Genomic DNA, 19,071 nt, shown 5'->3' with positions numbered 1-19,071 from the left:
GCAAGGCTAGCGTACCTTCGCAGTTTGGCATGGCAACCCAGTCAGTCGCAGGCGCCGCCAGGACCCATGGTCCATGGCGGAGGCTCGTGCAAGTGCCCGCGATGTGGGTTTCAGCGCGCCAGCCGCTGCTCGATGCTTTGGCTCAGGGCCTTCAGGCGGGGCAGTACTTCTTCGGGGGGCGGGGTGTAGTCGGTGAGGTCGTCGGTGCCTTTCTGGAAGGTCTGCACCTGGATCGCTACCAGCGGATCGAGGGTGCCGCCTGTATGGGCCAGGCCGAACCAGGCGCGTTCCCGTTCGCCGGAGTCGGGGCGCGGGTCGAGGCGCCAGCCTTCGAAGGCGGCCAGGCGCTTGCCGATGTGGAGGCTGTCGAGCAGCGCGCTTTTTTTCCATTTCTGCCGGTCGTAGCCGGGACGGAAGTCGCTGTCGTAGAGGCCGCTGGTGGGACGGGTCTGCCAGGGATCGTTGGCCGAGGCGGTGAGCAGGCTGAAGATCACGTTGGGCGTGCGGGTGAAACGCAGGCTGTTCTTCAGTTCGTAGGCGGTCTTGCCGTCGTCGGCGATAAAGCCGTAGGGGAAGCAGATGCCCGGTTCGTTCGGCACTTCGTAAAGCTCGCGGGTGCGGAAACGGGCGATTAGGTCCTTGATGCGCTGGGCGGAGTTCTCGGTCGGCTTGGAGAAGGTGAAGTAATAGACCCGCTGGTTGCGCCAGAGCAGGACATGGAAGGGGATATTCTTGCTGCCAAGGATATGGGAGTCGGGGATGCCGAGATCGTGTTCGTAGATCTTGGCGAGAGGAATCTTGGCCTCCATTTCTGCGATTCCTTTTTTTATCCGTTCAATACTTTTCTCTTCGCTCTTGTTTTTTTGGAGCGTACTTATTGCTTTCTTATCTAGTTTTATGTTTTCTCTAAGATGGTCTTGGTATATTTCTGCTGTTCCTTTTATGTAGTTTGAGGCGTTATGGAATTCATTTTTATCAACCTTTTCGGAAACGTAAAAAATCATACTGTCGTAGTCATAGCTGCCGTTGTCACCTACGGCGGTCACCTCGGCGGTAAAGTTATGCCCCCCCCCTTTGGATATCTGCCAGACTCGTGAGGCATCATAAGTTGCCCACTCCATCTCCTCCGGTATCTCGAAGGTCATTCGACCCAGACACTCCTGGTATTTACTTGAGGGGGCTTCTGCCCAAGTTATATTCGAGCTGCTCAATAGGATAAGACCCATCAAAACCCTTTTCATGTGCGATGCTTTCCTTGTGCCGAGCTATCTCCATTCATGGCGACCTGGGTGGGAAGCGATCTGCTGTCCTGATGTGCCAGGATGCTTAGATTCAAGCCAGAATCATTGCGCTCACCACGGGTCCAACTGGTTGGTAGAGCCGTGATGAAACCGGAAACCCCGTTGGGTGGTGGGAAGGTTTTCACCGAAGTGAGATTAGATGAGCGCCAGAAGATTTCCTGATATGGCATCGGCTCCATCAGTTGTCCGCCCGCCCTTAACTCGCCAGGTTTTCTGTATGCCCAGGTTGGCCATATGGAGGCGGGAAATCCGTCCTCAAATCCTTTAGGCGGCTCTGGAGTCAGTTGCAGTTGAGTCTGGCTGATATTTTGGGGAATAAAATTGAAAGTCCGTTCATAGGCACGAGTATTCTCCTTGGCTAATGTTTGTATAGCTTCCCAGGCCTCTTGAGCCGCCGGGATGGACAGATAAGCACTCAACTCGCTGGCCGGCTTGACGAAACCGCCTGGCCCCTGGCTCAAGCCAAAATGCTTCTTCCACAAATTCACCCGCAACTGGTGGATGGCCTTGCCGACGATGGCGTCGTTCTTGCCGTCCAGCCTGACCGTCAGCGGCTCGCTGTCGCGCACCATCACCGCCAGCTCGGAGTCGCGCTCGCCTTGCAGGCTGCGGTCGTTGATATTGGCGCTGCCGAGGATGGCCACCCGGTCGTCGGCGATCAGCAGCTTGCTGTGCACGTAGATCTGTTCGGTGACCACCCGCCCGCCGAGCACCGCCCAGGTGCGCAGGTTGAGCAGGGTCAGGTAGCGGCTCCAGTCCTGCTGTTCGTAGACCGGGCGACCGCGAGCGTCCTTGCGCTCGATGATTTCCCGGGCCTGGGCCGGGTCGGACTTGCCTTCCAGGGCCTTGAGCGCCATCTGCCGCTGAATGCGCTTGACCAGGCTCTGTTCGCCGAACACCAGGCTCTGCTGGGTCAGGTGCACCTGGTGCATGATGTTCGGCACGTTCAGCGCGCCCTCCGGGTGCACCGGCAGGACCAGGTAGACGTGGAACGGGTGCTCGCGCTGGATGGCCCGTTCGATGCGCCGCGCCAGGGCTTCGCCGATCTCGTTGAGCAGGCCGTGCTGGGCCTCGCCGAGCTTGTGGGTGAGCCAGCCCTGGGCGTTCACGCCCCACATGGCGAGCATCGACTTGAGGAACTGGCGGGCCTCGGTGCCAGGCTCCTGGGCGATCTTCTCCACTTCGGCCCAGTCCAGCAGCCAGAGGTCGCGCTGCTCCAGGGCTTCCTCCAAGCGTATCCGGACGACGAAGTCGCGTCGCAGGCTGCCAACGTCGCGCAGACTGGCCATGGGGCCTGAAAGGGGCAGATCCTTGAAAACTTCGCCTTCCTTGCCGAACTCGCTCTGGAAGAACTGGTTCTCGATATAGATGAACTGCTGCGCCCCGGAAATCGCCAGGAGCATGGCGTCCTTGCAGTTGCTCTGGACTCCTTCGGTGGAGACGCCGACCTGCAAAGGCAGGTTCACTCCCGCGCCGAGGCGGCCGGCCTGCTCCTGTTCGAGCATGCGCGCCGCGGCGCTGCGCAGTACCTGTACGGTCATGCCGCCGCGGCGCACCTCCGGCTCTTGCGGCAACTGTTCCGGCGCGTTGATCCAGCAGGGCGTGGGTGGGTCCAGTTCGAGCCGGAGGTTGCGCTTCTCGTCCAGGTAGTTCTCCAATCCCGCGGCGGCGGCCAGGCTGTTCAGCCACTTCATCACGGCTTCCAGGGCGCTGCGTACCAGCGCCGTATCCTGTAGCGCCGGCGTCTTGGCCAGGTAGGCCTGCTGGCCGTTCCAGCGGTCGATGAAGTTGCGCGCCAGGTCGTACACCGACGGCCCTTCGATGCGGCAATGCACATCCTGCCAGGGCATGCGCGGCTGGTCGGCGGCCAGCCGGGCGTTGTCCGGCGAGGCCAATGGCTGAGGCGCTTCGTCCAGGTAGCGATAGGGTTGCTGGTGGCCTCCGGCGCGAGCCTGCAACAGCCTGTGGAGTGTCCAGAACAGCGAGCCGGCCAACTCGCCGGCCTTGCCGCTCAGGTTCTGCGGGATATCTTCGAAGCCCTTGCCGCTGATCAGGGTCAGGACCTGGCCCAGTTCGGTTTCGCTCATCCACTGGTTGATCAGGAGCAGGCTCTTGATCCGCAGGGCTTCCGGCAGGTTGAGCGCGGCCGTGCGCAGTTCCTCCAGCCAGGCGCGCAGGCGGCGTTCGAGTTCAGGCTCGATGGGCAGGGCGTCGAGGTTGTCGGCGATCAGGTTGGCAATGGCGCGGATGCTGCTGGCGACCATCTGCCGCCTGAGCGCATCGAGCCGTTCGAAGCCTTCGTCCAGGCCTTCTTTCGAGCTGTTGTAGGCGCGGCCGAGCCATTGCAGGGAGGGCAGCATCGGGCTGCGGAACAGGTCGGAAAGGTAGGCGGCGCCGTTGAGGGCGCGGGCGCGGCTGGGTGCGAGGGGAATGCTCAGCAGCGGTTCGTCGCTGGCGGCGATGTGCGGGAAGGGCGACAGGCGAAGGGTGGGCGCATGCAGCGTCAGGCTGGCGAGCGGCCTGGAAAGGTCGAACAGGGTGGCCATCATCAGGCCCATGGAGCTGACGTGTTCGTCCTCCGCCATCCAGCCAAGATGCGGTAGGCCGGGATTATAGGCGTCGTTGCCCCGGCGCCCGGAGGCGTCGAGGCTGAAATCGTTGTCGTCGCGACGGCCATAGGCAAGGTCGATCCCGCCGACATAGCCGATGCGGTTGTCGATCACCACGGATTTCTGGTGGTGGGAGAAGGCGACGCCCAGTCCCTGCATGTCGCTCTGCTGGATCGCCGGCGTACAGAAGGCGCGCGCGCCGCCCTCGAGTCCGGCGTTGAGCTGGAACACCGCGAGCATGGTTTCGAAGTCATAGGTGCCGAGGCTGCCGGAAGGGCTGAGCCAGGGCATCACGTAGACCTTCAGCGCGGGCGAGCGCTCCAGCGCCTGGCGCAGGCACTGCCAGAGGCTGCGGCGGCCGTCGAGGAGGACGTCGTAGTTGACCTGCCAGCCGGTGATGAAGATGCTCGAACTGGCGCTGTCGAGGGCGCTGGCCAGGTCGCTGAAGTAGTCCCGGCCGGTGGTGAAGAAGCGGACCCGGTTACCGGCCCGCTTTTCGGAAAAGAGGTTGGACCCCTTGATGAAACAGCCCGGTGCGGAAATGGCTACGCAGGGGCTGCCATCCTGCTGGTTGATCTGGTTGAGTTCCTTTTCGTGGAGGCCGTTGTAGGGCTTCTTCTGCAACATGGATCAGTCCTTGGCCAGTAGGTGGGAATAAAGGTCGCCTTCGCAGCAACTGTCGAGCTTGCCGCGCTGGTGTTCGAGCGGGGTGGGCGCGCGCTGGCCGCCCAGGGTGTCATGGAAGTCCAGCGCGCCCAGCGCGTGGCGCGTGGCGTCCCAACCCTCACGCTCCCGATGCGGACGGATGCCTATTCGTTGCCCCGGATACACCAGCCAGACATCGCCAGGCGCACGCTCGCAGGCGTTCGATAGCTGACGCTGTTGAGTGTCGTCCAGCACCAACCGTCCCTTCTCGTCGCTCTCGCCTTCCAATACCAGGTTGTGCTCCTTACCCTGGACGATGCGCCAGGGCGTATGAATCAAGGGGAATCCTTCGTCTCCGGGAATATCCTGCAAACGGATATCGAAGCGGTATTCGCCGTTCTGCTTCGGATCGCTGGCGTGGAGACCGGCGTTGGCGGGTTGTAGCGGGCGTCCTGCGACATCGGCGTCCGCCGCCCCCGGCGTCAACGGCATCTTGATCGCGATCCCCGAGCCGCTTCCCGGTGCGCCGCCTGCATTGATCCGTGCCAGCGGGCCGCTGATGGCGATGCCGCTTGCGTCAAGCCGGATGAAGCTGCCGCCGGCCTTCACCGTCAGTTCGCTGTCGGCCTCGATCACCATCTTCTGCCCGGCCTTCAGGTGGATCTCGCGCCCGGCCCTGGCCAGGTAGGCACGACCGAGCTTCACGTGCTGGCTGTCGCCGACCGTCAGATGGTCATCGGCCTTCAGCTCGACCTTGCGCTCTCCGTGCACGGTGTGATGCTCCTCGGCCTTGAACTCGCTGTAGCTGTTCGCCTCCACGGTGTCGTGGCGTTCGTGGCCGACGCGGATCTTCTGGTCGTGCTCGATGTTCTCGTCCCAGTCGCGCTGGGCATGGACGAAGATCTGTTCCTGGCCCTTGCGATCCTCGATGCGCAGCTCGTTGTAGCCACCGCCGCCAGGGCTGCTGAGGCTCTTGAAGACGCTGCGGGTCTGGTTCGCCGGCAACTCGTAGGGCACCGGGTGGGCGGCGTGGTAGACGCAGCCGCTGACCAGCGGCTGGTCGGGATCGCCTTCGAGGAAGTCCACCAGCACTTCCATGCCGACCCGCGGAATGACGATGCCGCCATAGCCGTTGCCGGCCCAACCGCTGGCTACGCGCAGCCAGCAACTGCTCTTGTCGTCGCCCTGGCCCTCGCGGTCCCAGTGGAACTGCACCCTGACCCGGCCGTAGCGGTCGCAGTGGATTTCCTCGCCTGGCGGGCCGGTCACCACCGCGGTCTGGCTGCCCAGCACGCGCGGCTTCGGGTGCTCCAGCGGCGGGCGGAAGAACACCTCCCAGGGCGTGGCGAGGAAGCGGTTGCGGTAGCCCTGCTGGAAGTCGTCCGTGCTGGCCGACGTGTCGGAGGTAACGTTCTCTTCCAGCACCTGCGGCTGCTTGCCTTCGTGGAAGACTTCGCTGAGCAGCCACAGGTCGTTCCACTCCGCGCGCGGGTGCTCGGCGATCTCCAGGAAATGCCCGCTGACCAGCAGCGGCTGGTCGCTGACCCCTTCGCCCAGGCGCCGGTCGGCGCGGTGCCGCTCCAGGGCGCGCTGGCTGAGCAGCTTGCCGCGCTGGCGATCGACGAAGCGACCGGGGTAGTCGTAGTCCTCCAGGTCCGGCTCGGCCGGGGCGTCGGCAGCGGGGCGATTGCCGGCCTCCAGCAGCAGCCGCGGCTTCTCGAAGTCGTAGTCGCGGCGAGTGGTGCGCGTGGTGCGGCTGGCCAGGCGCAGGCTGAAGCGCTTGATCACCGGTTCGTCGGCGACCAGCCCGCTGTCGTGCACGTAGGCGGTGGGACGGCCCAGGCGGGGGAACACCGTCTGGTCGTCGCCGAACACCAGCAGGTGCGCCTCGGTGCTGTGCCGGAAATGGAAATGGATGCCCTCTTCGGCACAGAGGCGCTGGACGAAATGCAGGTCGCTTTCGTCGTACTGCACGCAGTATTCGCGTTCGGGATACCGGGTGCCGAGCTGGAAGCGGTAGGCGTCGGCGAGGATGCCGTGCTCCTCGAGGATCAGGGCGACGATCTGCGGCACCGTGAGGTGCTGGAAGATCCGCTGGTTGCTGCGCTGCGCGAGGTAGGCCAGTTGCGGCACGAGGGTGAGGCGATAGCGGGTCAGGCGCTTGCCCGCGTCGGCCTGGGCGGCGCCGTAGACCAGCCCGTGGACGCCCTGGCCCTGCGGGGTGAAGGCGAGGAAGGCGGGTCGGTGCATGAGCGCTTCGAGGTCGAGGCCGGCGCGCTCGCTGACCAGTTCGAGTTCGAAGCGGTAGGGCCGGCTGATGCCTTCGTGGCCGCTGAATTCGAGAACCTGCAGGTCGTGACGGAGGCCGTCGAGGCTGAGGCTGAAGTGGGTCTGGTTGGCCGGGTTGAACATCCGCTGTCCCCTGTTTCTCGAAAAACCTGCACGGCTGGCGTCCCTGTTCGCCGTGCTCGATCCGAAGTGCGTGATCGCGCGGATGCTACGTCAAAAAAACTGTGCAAATTGTTGCGCACATCGCCGGAAAACCGCGGCGCGCCTGAGTCTCAGTACTATGAAACAAAATATGTCAGGGAAAATCCGATGGGCGCAGACTGAGCGAAAAAGCGCTACCGCAACCCGAGCAGGATGCTGCTCCGCCCGGATCGACGGAGGTTCCACGGAGCGTCCGGCACTCCGCAGAGAGCGGTTCTATTGCAACCTGGCCCGCTCCAGCAGCGCCCAGGCCAGGGCGAAGGTCGGTTCGCCATCCTCGCTCTGCTCGCTGGCGCTGACCACGATCCACCGCGCGCCCGCCGGCTTGGCTGCCCACAGGCGGTATTCGCTGCCGGCGGAGCCGCCGTCGTCTTCCTCTACCTTGTAGCGCGCCTCGCCGTCGCCCAGGCGCCTGCTCGCCAGGTCGGGCGGGGGCGGCGCGTCCCGGCGCTGGACCTCCAGTTGGCGTGGGTTGCGCAGCTTGCCGCCTTCGTCGAAGCGGAAGCCCTCGGCGCTGCGCCGCGCGTCGAAGCCGACGGGGCGCTCCACCACCAGGCCGTTCGGGTGGGTCAGGGTCTTGTCGAAGTCCACCCCGGACTCCGCGGTGCAGGCCAGCAGGGCGAGGCTGGCGAGAATCAGGGCGACTGTCTTCATGGGAACCTCATTCCAGGGTCGAGGAAGGTGGCGTAGGCATCGTCGACGAACATCGGCCAGCCCGGCGACAGGTTGTCGTCCCAGGGCCGCGAGGTGTATTCCGAGGCCAGCGCGCGGACATTGTCCCGCGGCCAGTTGCGCGGATTGCCGGCGTAGGCGCGGAGATCGATGGAGGGAAATGCGCCGCGGGTCTTCGGCAGCTTGCGCAGGTCCTGTTGCGACGCCAGGTTGGCGACGTAGCGGATGTAACGGGCGGTGGCGAAGATGTTGAATTCGTCGGAAGCCAGCAGGGTGGCGACCGCCTTGCGCGACAGGCCGCGGCGCACCGGCTGGCCGAGCAGGTCGGTGAACAGCTCGTACTTGATCGCGGTGGAGACCACCACCTGGCCGAGGCCGATGGAGGTGTTGGCGCTCTTGATGCTGACTGCCGCCTGATAGTCCTTGGCGTCTTCGTCGCGGGTCTGGTCACGCTGCTCGGCGAGGATGATCGCGCCGATCAGTTGCGGCGTCAGGTCGTACTTGCGCGCAGCCGCGGACATGACCTTGGCCCGCGACGGCGGGTTGCCCGGATAGGCGTCGGGGAACAGCGTGCTGATCGGCTGGCCGACCAGCGTCTGTGCCTGGTTCAGCTTGTCTTGCGGCGACAGTTGGCTCAGGTAGGCGCCCAGGTCGCCGAGCGGGTTGCTGTACTTGGTGACGGTCGCCGGGTCCTTGTTGAGCAGCTTGAGCTGGTCGCCGAAGGCAATGGACGGCAGGTCGGTCGGATTGACGCCGGTGGCGCCGACCCCGCTGAACGGACCCTGGATCGCCTGGCTGGCCACCCCGGTGGCGCCGGCCGCGGCGAAGCCCAGGCGACCGGCGGCGTCGGCGAGGTCGGCGCAGATGTCGAAGAAAGTGATGGTGGGGAAGTAGATCCAGTTGTCGGTCTGGGTGCCCAGGGGATTGTTGATCAGGCTGCGGATCAAGGCATTGCGTGCCTGGTAGCGCTGCATGGTGGTGCGCCCGGCGATGCTGGCGATCAGCGAGCGCGCCAGTTCCGGCGGGCCCACCCGCTGGAACAGCTTGATCAGCGAGCCGCTCTTGTCGAGTGCGGCGATGGTCGCATCGGGCACGTTGTCGTTGCGGATCGCGGCGATCACCCGGCGGGCTTCCTGGCGGGTCACCTGCCAGTCGTCCCAGCTATAGGAAATCAGTGACTCGATCAGGTCGCTGGTGGCGGTCATCGGTCTTCCTCCTTGTGAGTTGCCAGGCCCGTCAGGCGGTCCTGGGCGAAAGAGCGGACCCTCCCGGTCCGCCCGTATGCCTGGGCTCAGCGCGCCTCGTTCTTGCCGGGCCGCCGCAGCCAGCGCCACAGGCCGCGCAGCAACAGGCCCAGCGGCAGCAGCACGACGAGGAACGGCAGGCTGTAGGCGAAGAACTTCATCGCGGCGATGGTGCCATCGACAAGGTCGTCGAGCAGTTGCCCGGCGGCCGTGGCGAGCTGGCCGAGGCGGCTGTCCGGCTGCGCCTCGCTGCTGAAGCTCAGGGTCAGCAGGTTGGTGGCGATGCGCCGCTGCTGTTGGGCGCCGGCCTGGGCGTTGTCGGCCAGTTGGGCTTCCACCGCGGCGATTTCCTTGGCCAGGGCCAGCAGGTCGCCGACGCTCATGTCCTTGCGCCCCTGGTATTGCTGCAGGGTCTGGTACTCGCGTTGCAGGCGCTCGCGTTGCTGGCGGGTGTCGGCGACCGCCTGGGCCAGGTCCTCGGCGCGGGTCTGCCGGCTTTCCAGCGTGCCGCCCTCGGCAGCGGCCGCGACCAGCTTCTCCACGCCGTCCGGGACGATGCGCACGGTGAGTTCGGCGTAATGGCCGATACCGCCGCGTTGTTCGATGGCGAGCACGTCGCACTGGCCGAAGCGCTCGCTGTTGCAGGCGTCGCGGCTGGCGGCGAGTTGCGCGTCGATACGCGCGGCGGAAAGGCGGATGCCGACGCGGTGTTCGTAGGCGAGGGCGGTGCCGGGTTTGCCCGTCTCGCCCTGGAAACCGGCATTGCCGGAGACGCTTTCGGCGTGTTCGGCGGAGCATCCGTAGAGCGCCGCCAGCAGGACGCTGGCGGCAAGCTTCCATGCGTTCATTCTATCGAGCCCTCCATGGCTTCGTGGTCTGCGTTACTTGACGCGCTGGCCCGGCTTGGCTCCGCTGTCCGGACTCAGCAGGTAGATCTCCTCGCCACCTGGGCCGGCGGCCAGGACCATGCCCTCGGACACCCCGAACTTCATCTTGCGCGGCGCCAGGTTGGCCACATAGAGCGTCAGGCGGCCTTCCAGGGCGCTCGGGTCGGGATACGCGCTCTTGATCCCGGAGAACACGTTACGCTTCGCGTCGCCGATGTCCAGCGACAGGCGCAGCAGCTTGTCGGCGCCTTCGACGAATTCGCACTTCTCGATCAGGGCGATGCGCAGGTCGACCGCGGCGAAAGCGTCGAAGTCGATCTCCGCGGCGATGGGTTCCTTGACCAGCTCGCCGTTGCCGGCGGGTTGGGATGCGGCGGCGGCGAGGTCTTCCTTGGAGGCTTCGATCATGGCTTCTACTTTCGCGGGCTCGATACGGGTCATCAGGGGCTGGAACGGGTTCAGTTGGTGGTTGGCCAGCAGGGTCCGGTGGTCGGCCCAGGTCAGCGGGGCGACGTTGAGGAAGGCTTCGGCGGCGGCGGCCAGCTTCGGCAGCACCGGCTTGAGGAAGATCACCAACTGGCGGAACAGGTTGATGCCCAGGCCGCAGACGGCCTGGACCTTGTCCTGCTGGCCTTCCTGCTTGGCCAGCGCCCAGGGCGCCTGTTCGGCGATCCAGGCGTTGGCGCGGTCGGCGAGGGCCATGATCTCGCGCATGGCGCGATTGAAGTCGCGGGCCTCATAGGCCTCGGCGATGCCCGGTGCGGCCTCGCGGAAGGCGGCGAGCAGCTCCGGCGCAGGATCGGCGCCGACCAGCACGCCGGCGTTGCCCTTGTGGATGAAGCCGGCGCAGCGGCTGGCGATGTTGACGACCTTGCCGACCAGGTCGGAGTTGACCTTCTGCACGAAGTCCTCGAGGTTCAGGTCGAGGTCCTCGACGCCGCGGCCGAGCTTGGAGGCGTAGTAGTAGCGCAGGTATTCCGGGTCCAGGTGGTCGAGGTAGGTGCGCGCCTTGACGAAGGTGCCGCGCGACTTGGACATCTTCTGGCCGTTCACGGTCAGGTAGCCGTGCACGTTCAGCGCGGTCGGCTTGCGGTAGCCGGCGCCTTCGAGCATGGCCGGCCAGAACAGCGCGTGGAAGTTGACGATGTCCTTGCCGATGAAGTGGTACAGCTCGGCACTGGAGTCCTTGCCCCAGAACGCGTCGAAGTCCAGCTCGGGACGCCGCGCGCAGAGGTTCTTGAAGCTGGCCATGTAGCCGATCGGCGCGTCCAGCCAGACGTAGAAGTACTTGCCGGGAGCGTCGGGAATCTCGAAGCCGAAGTACGGCGCGTCGCGCGAGATGTCCCACTGCTGGAGGCCGCTGTCCAGCCACTCGGCGAGCTTGTTGGCCACCGACTCCTGAAGGGCGCCGCTGCGGGTCCATTGCTTGAGCATGGCCTCGAAGTCCGGCAGCTTGAAGAAGTAGTGCAGCGATTCCTTGAGCACCGGGGTGGCGCCGGAGATCGCCGATTTCGGGTCCTTCAGTTCGGTCGGGGCGTAGGTCGCGCCGCAGGCCTCGCAGTTGTCGCCGTACTGGTCGGCGGTGCCGCACTTCGGGCAGGTGCCCTTGATGAAGCGGTCGGCGAGGAACATCTGCTTTTCCGGGTCGAAGTACTGGGTCACCGGGCGGGTGTCGATGTGCCCGGCGTCGCGCAGTTTCAGGTAGATCGCGCTGGACAGCTCGCGGTTCTCTTCCGAGTGGGTCGAGTGGTAGTTGTCGAAGTCCACCAGGAAGTCGGCGAAGTCGCCCATGTGCTCGGCGCGCACGGCGTCGATCAGTTGCTCGGAGGTGATGCCCTCGCGCTCGGCGCGGAGCATGATCGCCGAACCGTGGGCGTCGTCGGCGCAGACGTAGACGGCCTGGTTGCCACGCATCTTCTGGAAGCGCACCCACATGTCCGTCTGGATGTACTCCAGCATGTGTCCCAGGTGAATGGAACCGTTGGCGTAGGGGAGGGCGCTGGTAACGAGGATCTTGCGTGGTTCGGACATGGGTTCGGCTTATCGGCTGAGAGCTAAACGGATCGGTCACTATAAAGAAGCGGCGGTTTTTTTTCATCCGCGCGCCACTCGGGTAGGATGACCGGCATCGATTCCCCGCTTAACCCTCAGGAAATCCCCCATGTCCGCTATCACTCGCCAAACGGTGGAAGCCACCCTCCGCCAGTACCAGGACCCCTATCTGAACCAGGACCCCGTCAGCGCCGGCTGCCTGCGCGAGGTGGAGATCCAGGGCGACCGCGTGCGGGTGCGCCTGGAACTGGGGTACGCCGCCGGGCTGTTCAGGAACGGCCTGGCGCAAACCCTGCAAATGGCCCTGGAGGCGCTCGACGGCGTCGCTCGCGCCGAGGTCCGGGTCGACTGCGTGATCCAGCCGCACAAGGCGCAGCCGCAGGTCGAGGTGATGGGCAACGTGAAGAACATCGTCGCGGTGGCTTCCGGCAAGGGCGGCGTCGGCAAGTCCACCACCGCCGCCAACCTGGCCCTGGCCCTGGCCCGCGAGGGTGCGCGGGTGGGCATCCTCGACGCGGACATCTACGGACCCAGCCAGGGCATCATGTTCGGCCTGCCGGAAGGCACCCGGCCGAAGGTCCGTGAGCAGAAGTGGTTCGAGCCCCTGGAGGCGCACGGGGTGCAGGTGATGTCGATGGCCTTCCTCACCGACGACAGCACGCCGGTGGTCTGGCGCGGGCCGATGGTCTCCGGTGCCCTGATCCAACTGATCACCCAGACCGCCTGGGACAACCTCGACTACCTGGTGGTGGACATGCCGCCGGGCACCGGCGACATCCAGCTGACCCTGGCGCAGAAGGTGCCGGTGGCCGGCGCGGTGATCGTCACCACCCCGCAGGACCTGGCGCTGCTCGACGCGAAGAAGGGCGTGGAGATGTTCCGCAAGGTGAACATCCCGGTGCTCGGCGTGGTGGAGAACATGGCGGTGCATATCTGTTCCAACTGCGGCCATGCCGAGCACCTGTTCGGCGAGGGCGGCGGCGAGAAGCTGGCGGCGCAGTTCGGCGTCGAGCTGCTGGCGTCCATGCCGCTGTCGATCGCCATCCGCACCCAGGCCGACAGCGGCCGGCCGACGGTGATCGCCGACCCGGAAAGCCAACTGGCGATGCTCTACCAGGAAATCGCCCGCCATGTCGGCGCGCGCATCGTTCTCAGCGAGCGGGCCAGCGTCGGCCTGCCGAACATCAGCATCAGCGACGACTGAGGCGCTCGGGCAGCCGTCGGCGACGGCTGCCTTTGCCCTGGGGCGGCGGCCCCGGTAAGATTCGCGATCATTTTTCGCAGCTTTCGACAGGACACCCTCCATGACCATCAAATCGGACAAGTGGATTCGCCGCATGGCTCAGGAGCACGGCATGATCGAGCCGTTCGTCGAGCGCCAGGTGCGCGGCGCGGACGACAGCCGGGTGATTTCCTACGGGGTGTCCAGCTACGGCTACGACGTGCGCTGCGCCGCCGAGTTCAAGGTGTTCACCAACATCCATTCGGCGGTGGTCGATCCGAAGAACTTCGACGAGAAAAGCTTCGTCGACATCAACAGCGACGTCTGCATCATCCCGCCGAACTCCTTCGCCCTGGCGCGTACTGTCGAGTACTTCCGCATCCCGCGCGACGTCCTGACCATCTGCCTGGGCAAGAGCACCTACGCGCGTTGCGGCATCATCGTCAACGTCACCCCGCTGGAGCCGGAGTGGGAAGGCCATGTGACCCTCGAGTTCTCCAATACCACCAACCTGCCGGCGAAGATCTACGCCAACGAAGGCGTGGCGCAGATGCTCTTCCTGCAATCCGACGAGGCCTGCGAAGTGTCCTATAAGGACCGTGGCGGCAAATACCAGGGCCAGCGCGGCGTGACCCTGCCAAAAGCCTGACGCCAGAGCGTTTCGACACCGGAAACCGGGCCTGGCGCCCGGTTTTTTCATGCCTTTTCCGCCAACCCCTCGCTGTTCCCCGCCGGCCGCTCTGGCACGCCTTATCGCGGGTGGGCAGGGGCTTATGCGCAGGCGACCGCCCGTCCTGTGAAATCTGGCAGTTACCGTTAGCTTTCGAATTGGCTAAAAAGTGTTCATCGGCTACGCGTGAACACGGACGCCAATCGTTTGCGCAGGCCGATCTGCAAGACCCACACAAGCCCCTCGCCTGAAGGGGTACGCATCCGCCGTGGCTGGTCCGCGCGGATGGCCGCTGAGTTACTTGTCTGCCGTTCGAACAATAAGAACGAACTCTACGTAATGCCGGGATACCCGTGGCAGCGATAGCTGTTTGCCTGTTCGAAAATTTTTGGGAGGTGTGAAATGCGGCGCGAAAGTCTGTTGGTATCGGTTTGCAAGGGCCTGCGGGTACATGTCGAGCGCGTTGGGCAGGATCCCGGGCGCAGCACGGTGATGCTGGTCAACGGCGCGATGGCGACCACCGCCTCGTTCGCCCGGACCTGCAAGTGCCTGGCCGAACATTTCAACGTGGTGCTGTTCGACCTGCCCTTCGCCGGGCAGTCGCGGCAGCACAACCCGCAGCGCGGGTTGATCACCAAGGACGACGAGGTGGAAATCCTCCTGGCGCTGATCGAGCGCTTCGAGGTCAATCACCTGGTCTCCGCGTCCTGGGGCGGTATCTCCACGCTGCTGGCGCTGTCGCGCAATCCGCGCGGTATCCGCAGCTCGGTGGTGATGGCATTCGCCCCTGGACTGAACCAGGCGATGCTCGACTACGTCGGGCGGGCGCAGGCGCTGATCGAGCTGGACGACAAGTCGGCGATCGGCCATCTGCTCAACGAGACCGTCGGCAAATACCTGCCGCCGCGCCTGAAAGCCAGCAACCATCAGCACATGGCTTCGCTGGCCACCGGCGAATACGAGCAGGCGCGCTTTCACATCGACCAGGTGCTGGCGCTCAACGATCGGGGCTACTTGGCTTGCCTGGAGCGGATCCAGAGCCACGTGCATTTCATCAACGGCAGCTGGGACGAATACACCACCGCCGAGGACGCCCGCCAGTTCCGCGACTACCTGCCGCACTGCAGTTTCTCGCGGGTGGAGGGCACCGGGCATTTCCTCGACCTGGAGTCCAAGCTGGCAGCGGTACGCGTGCACCGCGCCCTGCTCGAGCACCTGCTGAAGCAACCGGAGCCGCAGCGGGCGGAACGCGCGGCGGGATTCCACGAGATGGCCATCGGCTACGCCTGAACCCTTGACCTGCGAAGACCCGGCCTGGCCGGGCTTTGCGGTTGCATAACGCACGGAGTAGCCCCATGCACGCCATCCTCATCGCCATCGGCTCGGCCGGCGACGTATTTCCCTTCATCGGCCTGGCCCGGACCCTGAAACTGCGCGGGCACCGCGTGAGCCTCTGCACCATCCCGGTGTTTCGCGACGCGGTGGAGCAGCACGGCATCGCGTTCGTCCCGCTGAGCGACGAACTGACCTACCGCCGGACCATGGGCGATCCGCGCCTGTGGGACCCCAAGACGTCCTTCGGCGTGCTCTGGCAAGCCATCGCCGGGATGATCGAGCCGGTCTACGAGTACGTCTCGGCGCAGCGCCATGACGACATCGTGGTGGTCGGCTCGCTATGGGCGCTGGGCGCACGCATCGCTCACGAGAAGTACGGGATTCCCTACCTGTCCGCGCAGGTCTCGCCATCGACCCTGTTGTCGGCGCACCTGCCGCCGGTACACCCCAAGTTCAACGTGCCCGAGCAGATGCCGCTGGCGATGCGCAAGCTGCTCTGGCGCTGCATCGAGCGCTTCAAGCTGGATCGCACCTGCGCGCCGGAGATCAACGCGGTGCGCCGCAAGGTCGGCCTGGAAACGCCGGTGAAGCGCATCTTCACCCAATGGATGCATTCGCCGCAGGGCGTGGTCTGCCTGTTCCCGGCCTGGTTCGCGCCGCCCCAGCAGGATTGGCCGCAACCCCTGCACATGACCGGCTTCCCGCTGTTCGACGGCAGTATCCCGGGGACCCCGCTCGACGACGAACTGCAACGCTTTCTCGATCAGGGCAGCCGGCCGCTGGTGTTCACCCAGGGCTCGACCGAACACCTGCAGGGCGACTTCTACGCCATGGCCCTGCGCGCGCTGGAACGCCTCGGCGCGCGTGGGATCTTCCTCACCGGCGCCGGCCAGGAACCGCTGCGCGGCTTGCCGAACCACGTGCTGCAGCGCGCCTACGCGCCACTGGGAGCCTTGCTGCCATCGTGCGCCGGGCTGGTCCATCCGGGCGGTATCGGCGCCATGAGCCTGGCCTTGGCGGCGGGGGTGCCGCAGGTGCTGCTGCCCTGTGCCCACGACCAGTTCGACAATGCCGAACGGCTGGTCCGGCTCGGCTGCGGGATGCGCCTGGGCGTGCCGTTGCGCGAGCAGGAGTTGCGCGGGGCGTTGTGGCGCTTGCTCGAGGACCCGGCCATGGCGGCGGCCTGTCGGCGTTTCATGGAATTGTCACAACCGCACAGTATCGCTTGCGGTAAAGCGGCCCAGGTGGTCGAACGTTGTCATAGGGAGGGGGATGCTCGATGGCTGAAGGCTGCGTCCTGAACGGTGCTGGCATAACAGATAGGGTTGCCATGATTTTGCCGTATCGGCAAGGCTGCGCGCTTGACAGCGTCATACCCCGGGCCAATTCTGCTGTGATGCATTTTATCGATCAGGGCTTACTGCAATGAGGAATGACGGAGGCTTTTTGCTGTGGTGGGACGGTTTGCGTAGCGAGATGCAGCCGATCCACGACAGCCAGGGCGTGTTCGCCGTCCTGGAAAAGGAAGTGCGGCGCCTGGGCTTCGATTACTACGCCTATGGCGTGCGCCACACGATTCCCTTCACCCGGCCGAAGACCGAGGTCCATGGCACCTATCCCAAGGCCTGGCTGGAGCGATACCAGATGCAGAACTACGGGGCCGTGGATCCGGCGATCCTCAACGGCCTGCGCTCCTCGGAAATGGTGGTCTGGAGCGACAGCCTGTTCGACCAGAGCCGGATGCTCTGGAACGAGGCTCGCGATTGGGGCCTCTGTGTCGGCGCGACCCTGCCGATCCGCGCGCCGAACAATTTGCTCAGCGTGCTTTCCGTGGCGCGCGACCAGCAGAACATCTCCAGCTTCGAGCGCGAGGAAATCCGCCTGCGGCTGCGTTGCATGATCGAGTTGCTGACCCAGAAGCTGACCGACCTGGAGCATCCGATGCTGATGTCCAACCCGGTCTGCCTGAGCCATCGCGAACGCGAGATCCTGCAATGGACCGCCGACGGCAAGAGTTCCGGGGAAATCGCCATCATCCTGAGCATCTCCGAGAGCACGGTGAACTTCCACCACAAGAACATCCAGAAGAAGTTCGACGCGCCGAACAAGACGCTGGCTGCTGCCTACGCCGCGGCGCTGGGCCTCATCTGAAGCGTAGGGCGCGCCGGCCGGCGCGCCCTACCAGATCTGGCAGGTTGCCTGCCGTTCATCCTCCTTTAGTCTTCCCCCTCATGTGTGTACTGGTATGTCCTCCGACTGAGAGGGCCCAGGAGTATCAGGGTAGGGATGCCGCCTTTTTTTCTCGGCCGGCACGACACGGGGACTTGGTCATGATCGAATTGCTCTCTGAATCGCTGGAAGGGCTTTCCGCCGCCATGATCGCCGAGCTGGGACGCTACCGGCATCAAGTCTTCATCGAGAAGTTGGGCTGGGACGTGGTCTCCACCTCCAGGGTCCGCGACCAGGAATTCGACCAGTTCGACCATCCGCAAACCCGCTACATCGTCGCCATGGGCCGCCAGGGCATCTGCGGTTGTGCCCGCCTGCTGCCGACGACCGACGCCTACCTGCTCAAGGACGTCTTCGCCTACCTGTGCAGCGAAACCCCGCCCAGCGATCCGTCGGTCTGGGAGCTTTCGCGCTACGCCGCCAGCGCGGCGGACGATCCGCAACTGGCGATGAAGATATTCTGGTCCAGCCTGCAATGCGCCTGGTACCTGGGCGCCAGTTCGGTGGTGGCGGTGACCACCACGGCCATGGAGCGCTATTTCGTTCGCAACGGCGTGATCCTCCAGCGCCTCGGCCCGCCACAGAAGGTCAAGGGCGAGACGCTGGTCGCGATCAGCTTCCCGGCCTACCAGGAGCGCGGCCTGGAGATGCTGCTGCGCTACCACCCGGAATGGCTGCAGGGTGTACCGCTGTCGATGGCGGTGTGAGGTCGTCAGCCGTTTCGCGCACTTTTTTCCGCTTCTCCTGCCGCATGCTCGGCCCGCGCCCCGGCGTCATCGGGCGTTCCCCTGCATTCCGGGATTTGGCCGCGGCTGCCGACTTGCGTAGTCTCTCTGCGGTCCGCCATCCCGAGGAGTCGCCATGCCGAAGTCATTCCGCCATCTCGTCCAGGCCCTGGCCTGCCTTGCGCTGCTGGCCAGCGCCAGCCTCCAGGCGCAGGAGAGCCGCCTCGACCGCATCCTCGAAAGCGGCGTGCTGCGCGTCGCCACCACGGGCGACTACAAGCCCTTCAGCTACCGCACGGAAGAGGGCGGTTACGCCGGTTTCGACGTGGACATGGCGCAGCGCCTGGCCGAGAGCCTGGGGGCCAAGCTGGTAGTGGTGCCGACCAGTTGGCCGAACCTGATGCGCGATTTCGCCGACGACCGCTTCGACATCGCCATGAGCGGCATCTCGATCAACCTGGAGCGCCAGCGCCAGGCGTATTTCTCGATTCCCTACCTGCGCGACGGCAAGACGCCGATCACCCTCTGTAGCGAAGAAGCGCGTTTCCAGACCCTGGAGCAGATCGACCAGCCGGGCGTGACGGCCATCGTCAACCCCGGCGGCACCAACGAGAAGTTCGCCCGGGCGAACCTGAAGAAGGCCCGGATCCTGGTGCATCCGGACAACGTGACGATCTTCCAGCAGATCGTCGACGGCAAGGCCGACCTGATGATGACCGACGCCATCGAGGCCCGCCTGCAGTCGCGGTTGCACCCGGAACTCTGCGCCGTGCATCCGCAGCAACCCTTCGACTTCGCCGAGAAGGCCTACCTGCTGCCGCGCGACGAGGCCTTCAAGCGCTACGTCGACCAGTGGCTGCACATCGCTGAGCAGAGCGGCTTGTTGCGCCAGCGCATGGAGCACTGGCTCGAATACCGCTGGCCCACCGCGCACGGCAAGTAGTACAGGGGCGGCGAGGTTGGCCGCGGGCCCGCGCGGCCTTCCTTGGC

General features: G+C 65.1%; 14 protein-coding genes. 7 read left to right on the top strand and 7 right to left on the bottom strand.

Annotated elements, in window-relative coordinates:
- Positions 1–110 precede the first annotated feature (110 nt).
- From VQ065_RS23590 to metG, 7 genes are all read right to left on the bottom strand, one after another.
- Positions 111–809, bottom strand: coding sequence for a T6SS immunity protein Tli4 family protein (locus VQ065_RS23590; RefSeq protein WP_003109999.1), 699 nt, complete (start codon positions 807–809; stop codon positions 111–113).
- Positions 810–1,237: 428 nt separating this feature from the next.
- Positions 1,238–4,537: a phospholipase D gene (gene pldA, locus VQ065_RS23585; RefSeq protein WP_003092035.1), complete on the bottom strand. Its 3,300-nt coding sequence runs from the start codon at positions 4,535–4,537 to the stop codon at positions 1,238–1,240.
- 3 nt (positions 4,538–4,540) lie between these two features.
- The gene (gene tssI / locus VQ065_RS23580; protein ID WP_023127283.1) at positions 4,541–6,967 is read right to left on the bottom strand and encodes a type VI secretion system Vgr family protein; all 2,427 of its coding nucleotides are present in this window, start codon (positions 6,965–6,967) and stop codon (positions 4,541–4,543) included.
- A 294-nt stretch (positions 6,968–7,261) separates the two neighbouring features.
- Positions 7,262–7,699 carry a T6SS effector muramidase immunity protein Tsi3 gene (gene tsi3 / locus VQ065_RS23575; protein ID WP_003092029.1) on the bottom strand — a complete coding sequence of 146 codons (438 nt, stop codon included), beginning with the start codon at positions 7,697–7,699 and terminating at the stop codon, positions 7,262–7,264.
- Complete coding sequence (gene tse3, locus VQ065_RS23570; protein ID WP_003092026.1) at positions 7,696–8,922, bottom strand: type VI secretion system effector muramidase Tse3; 1,227 nt, start codon at positions 8,920–8,922, stop codon at positions 7,696–7,698. The genes tsi3 and tse3 overlap by 4 nt, the downstream gene beginning before the upstream one ends.
- An 86-nt stretch (positions 8,923–9,008) precedes the next feature.
- Positions 9,009–9,809, bottom strand: coding sequence for a DUF4349 domain-containing protein (locus VQ065_RS23565; RefSeq protein ID WP_003092024.1), 801 nt, complete (start codon positions 9,807–9,809; stop codon positions 9,009–9,011).
- Between the two features lie 33 nt (positions 9,810–9,842).
- Positions 9,843–11,879 (bottom strand): methionine--tRNA ligase, encoded by a 2,037-nt coding sequence (gene metG, locus VQ065_RS23560; RefSeq protein WP_003092021.1) that lies wholly within the window; start codon positions 11,877–11,879, stop codon positions 9,843–9,845.
- A gap of 130 nt (positions 11,880–12,009) precedes the next feature.
- Between metG and apbC the strand changes: the two genes are divergently transcribed.
- The 7 genes from apbC (at position 12,010) to pheC (ending at position 19,024) form a co-directional block, all read left to right on the top strand.
- Positions 12,010–13,104, top strand: a complete 1,095-nt coding sequence (gene apbC, locus VQ065_RS23555; RefSeq protein WP_003092020.1) for an iron-sulfur cluster carrier protein ApbC — start codon at positions 12,010–12,012, stop codon at positions 13,102–13,104.
- A 100-nt stretch (positions 13,105–13,204) separates the two neighbouring features.
- Positions 13,205–13,771 (top strand): dCTP deaminase, encoded by a 567-nt coding sequence (gene dcd, locus VQ065_RS23550; RefSeq protein ID WP_003092017.1) that lies wholly within the window; start codon positions 13,205–13,207, stop codon positions 13,769–13,771.
- Between the two features lie 423 nt (positions 13,772–14,194).
- Positions 14,195–15,082, top strand: coding sequence for a 3-(3-hydroxydecanoyloxy)decanoate synthase (gene rhlA, locus VQ065_RS23545; protein ID WP_003092013.1), 888 nt, complete (start codon positions 14,195–14,197; stop codon positions 15,080–15,082).
- Between the two features lie 65 nt (positions 15,083–15,147).
- Positions 15,148–16,428, top strand: coding sequence for a glycosyltransferase (locus VQ065_RS23540; protein WP_003092007.1), 1,281 nt, complete (start codon positions 15,148–15,150; stop codon positions 16,426–16,428).
- A gap of 124 nt (positions 16,429–16,552) precedes the next feature.
- Positions 16,553–17,278: a quorum sensing system transcriptional regulator RhlR gene (gene rhlR, locus VQ065_RS23535; protein WP_003119559.1), complete on the top strand. Its 726-nt coding sequence runs from the start codon at positions 16,553–16,555 to the stop codon at positions 17,276–17,278.
- Between the two features lie 179 nt (positions 17,279–17,457).
- On the top strand, positions 17,458–18,063 hold the full coding sequence (rhlI, locus tag VQ065_RS23530; RefSeq protein ID WP_003092004.1) for an acyl-homoserine-lactone synthase RhlI: 606 nt from the start codon (positions 17,458–17,460) through the stop codon (positions 18,061–18,063).
- Between the two features lie 154 nt (positions 18,064–18,217).
- Positions 18,218–19,024, top strand: coding sequence for a cyclohexadienyl dehydratase (pheC, locus tag VQ065_RS23525; protein WP_003092003.1), 807 nt, complete (start codon positions 18,218–18,220; stop codon positions 19,022–19,024).
- Positions 19,025–19,071: the final 47 nt, after the last annotated feature.

This window comes from Pseudomonas sp. KBN10P06128, from assembly GCF_037574945.1.
In the GTDB taxonomy this organism is placed as follows: Bacteria; Pseudomonadota; Gammaproteobacteria; order Pseudomonadales; family Pseudomonadaceae; genus Pseudomonas; species Pseudomonas aeruginosa.
The sequence above is the reverse complement of the archived record's forward strand: the minus strand, read 5'-3'. Positions and strand labels throughout refer to the sequence as shown.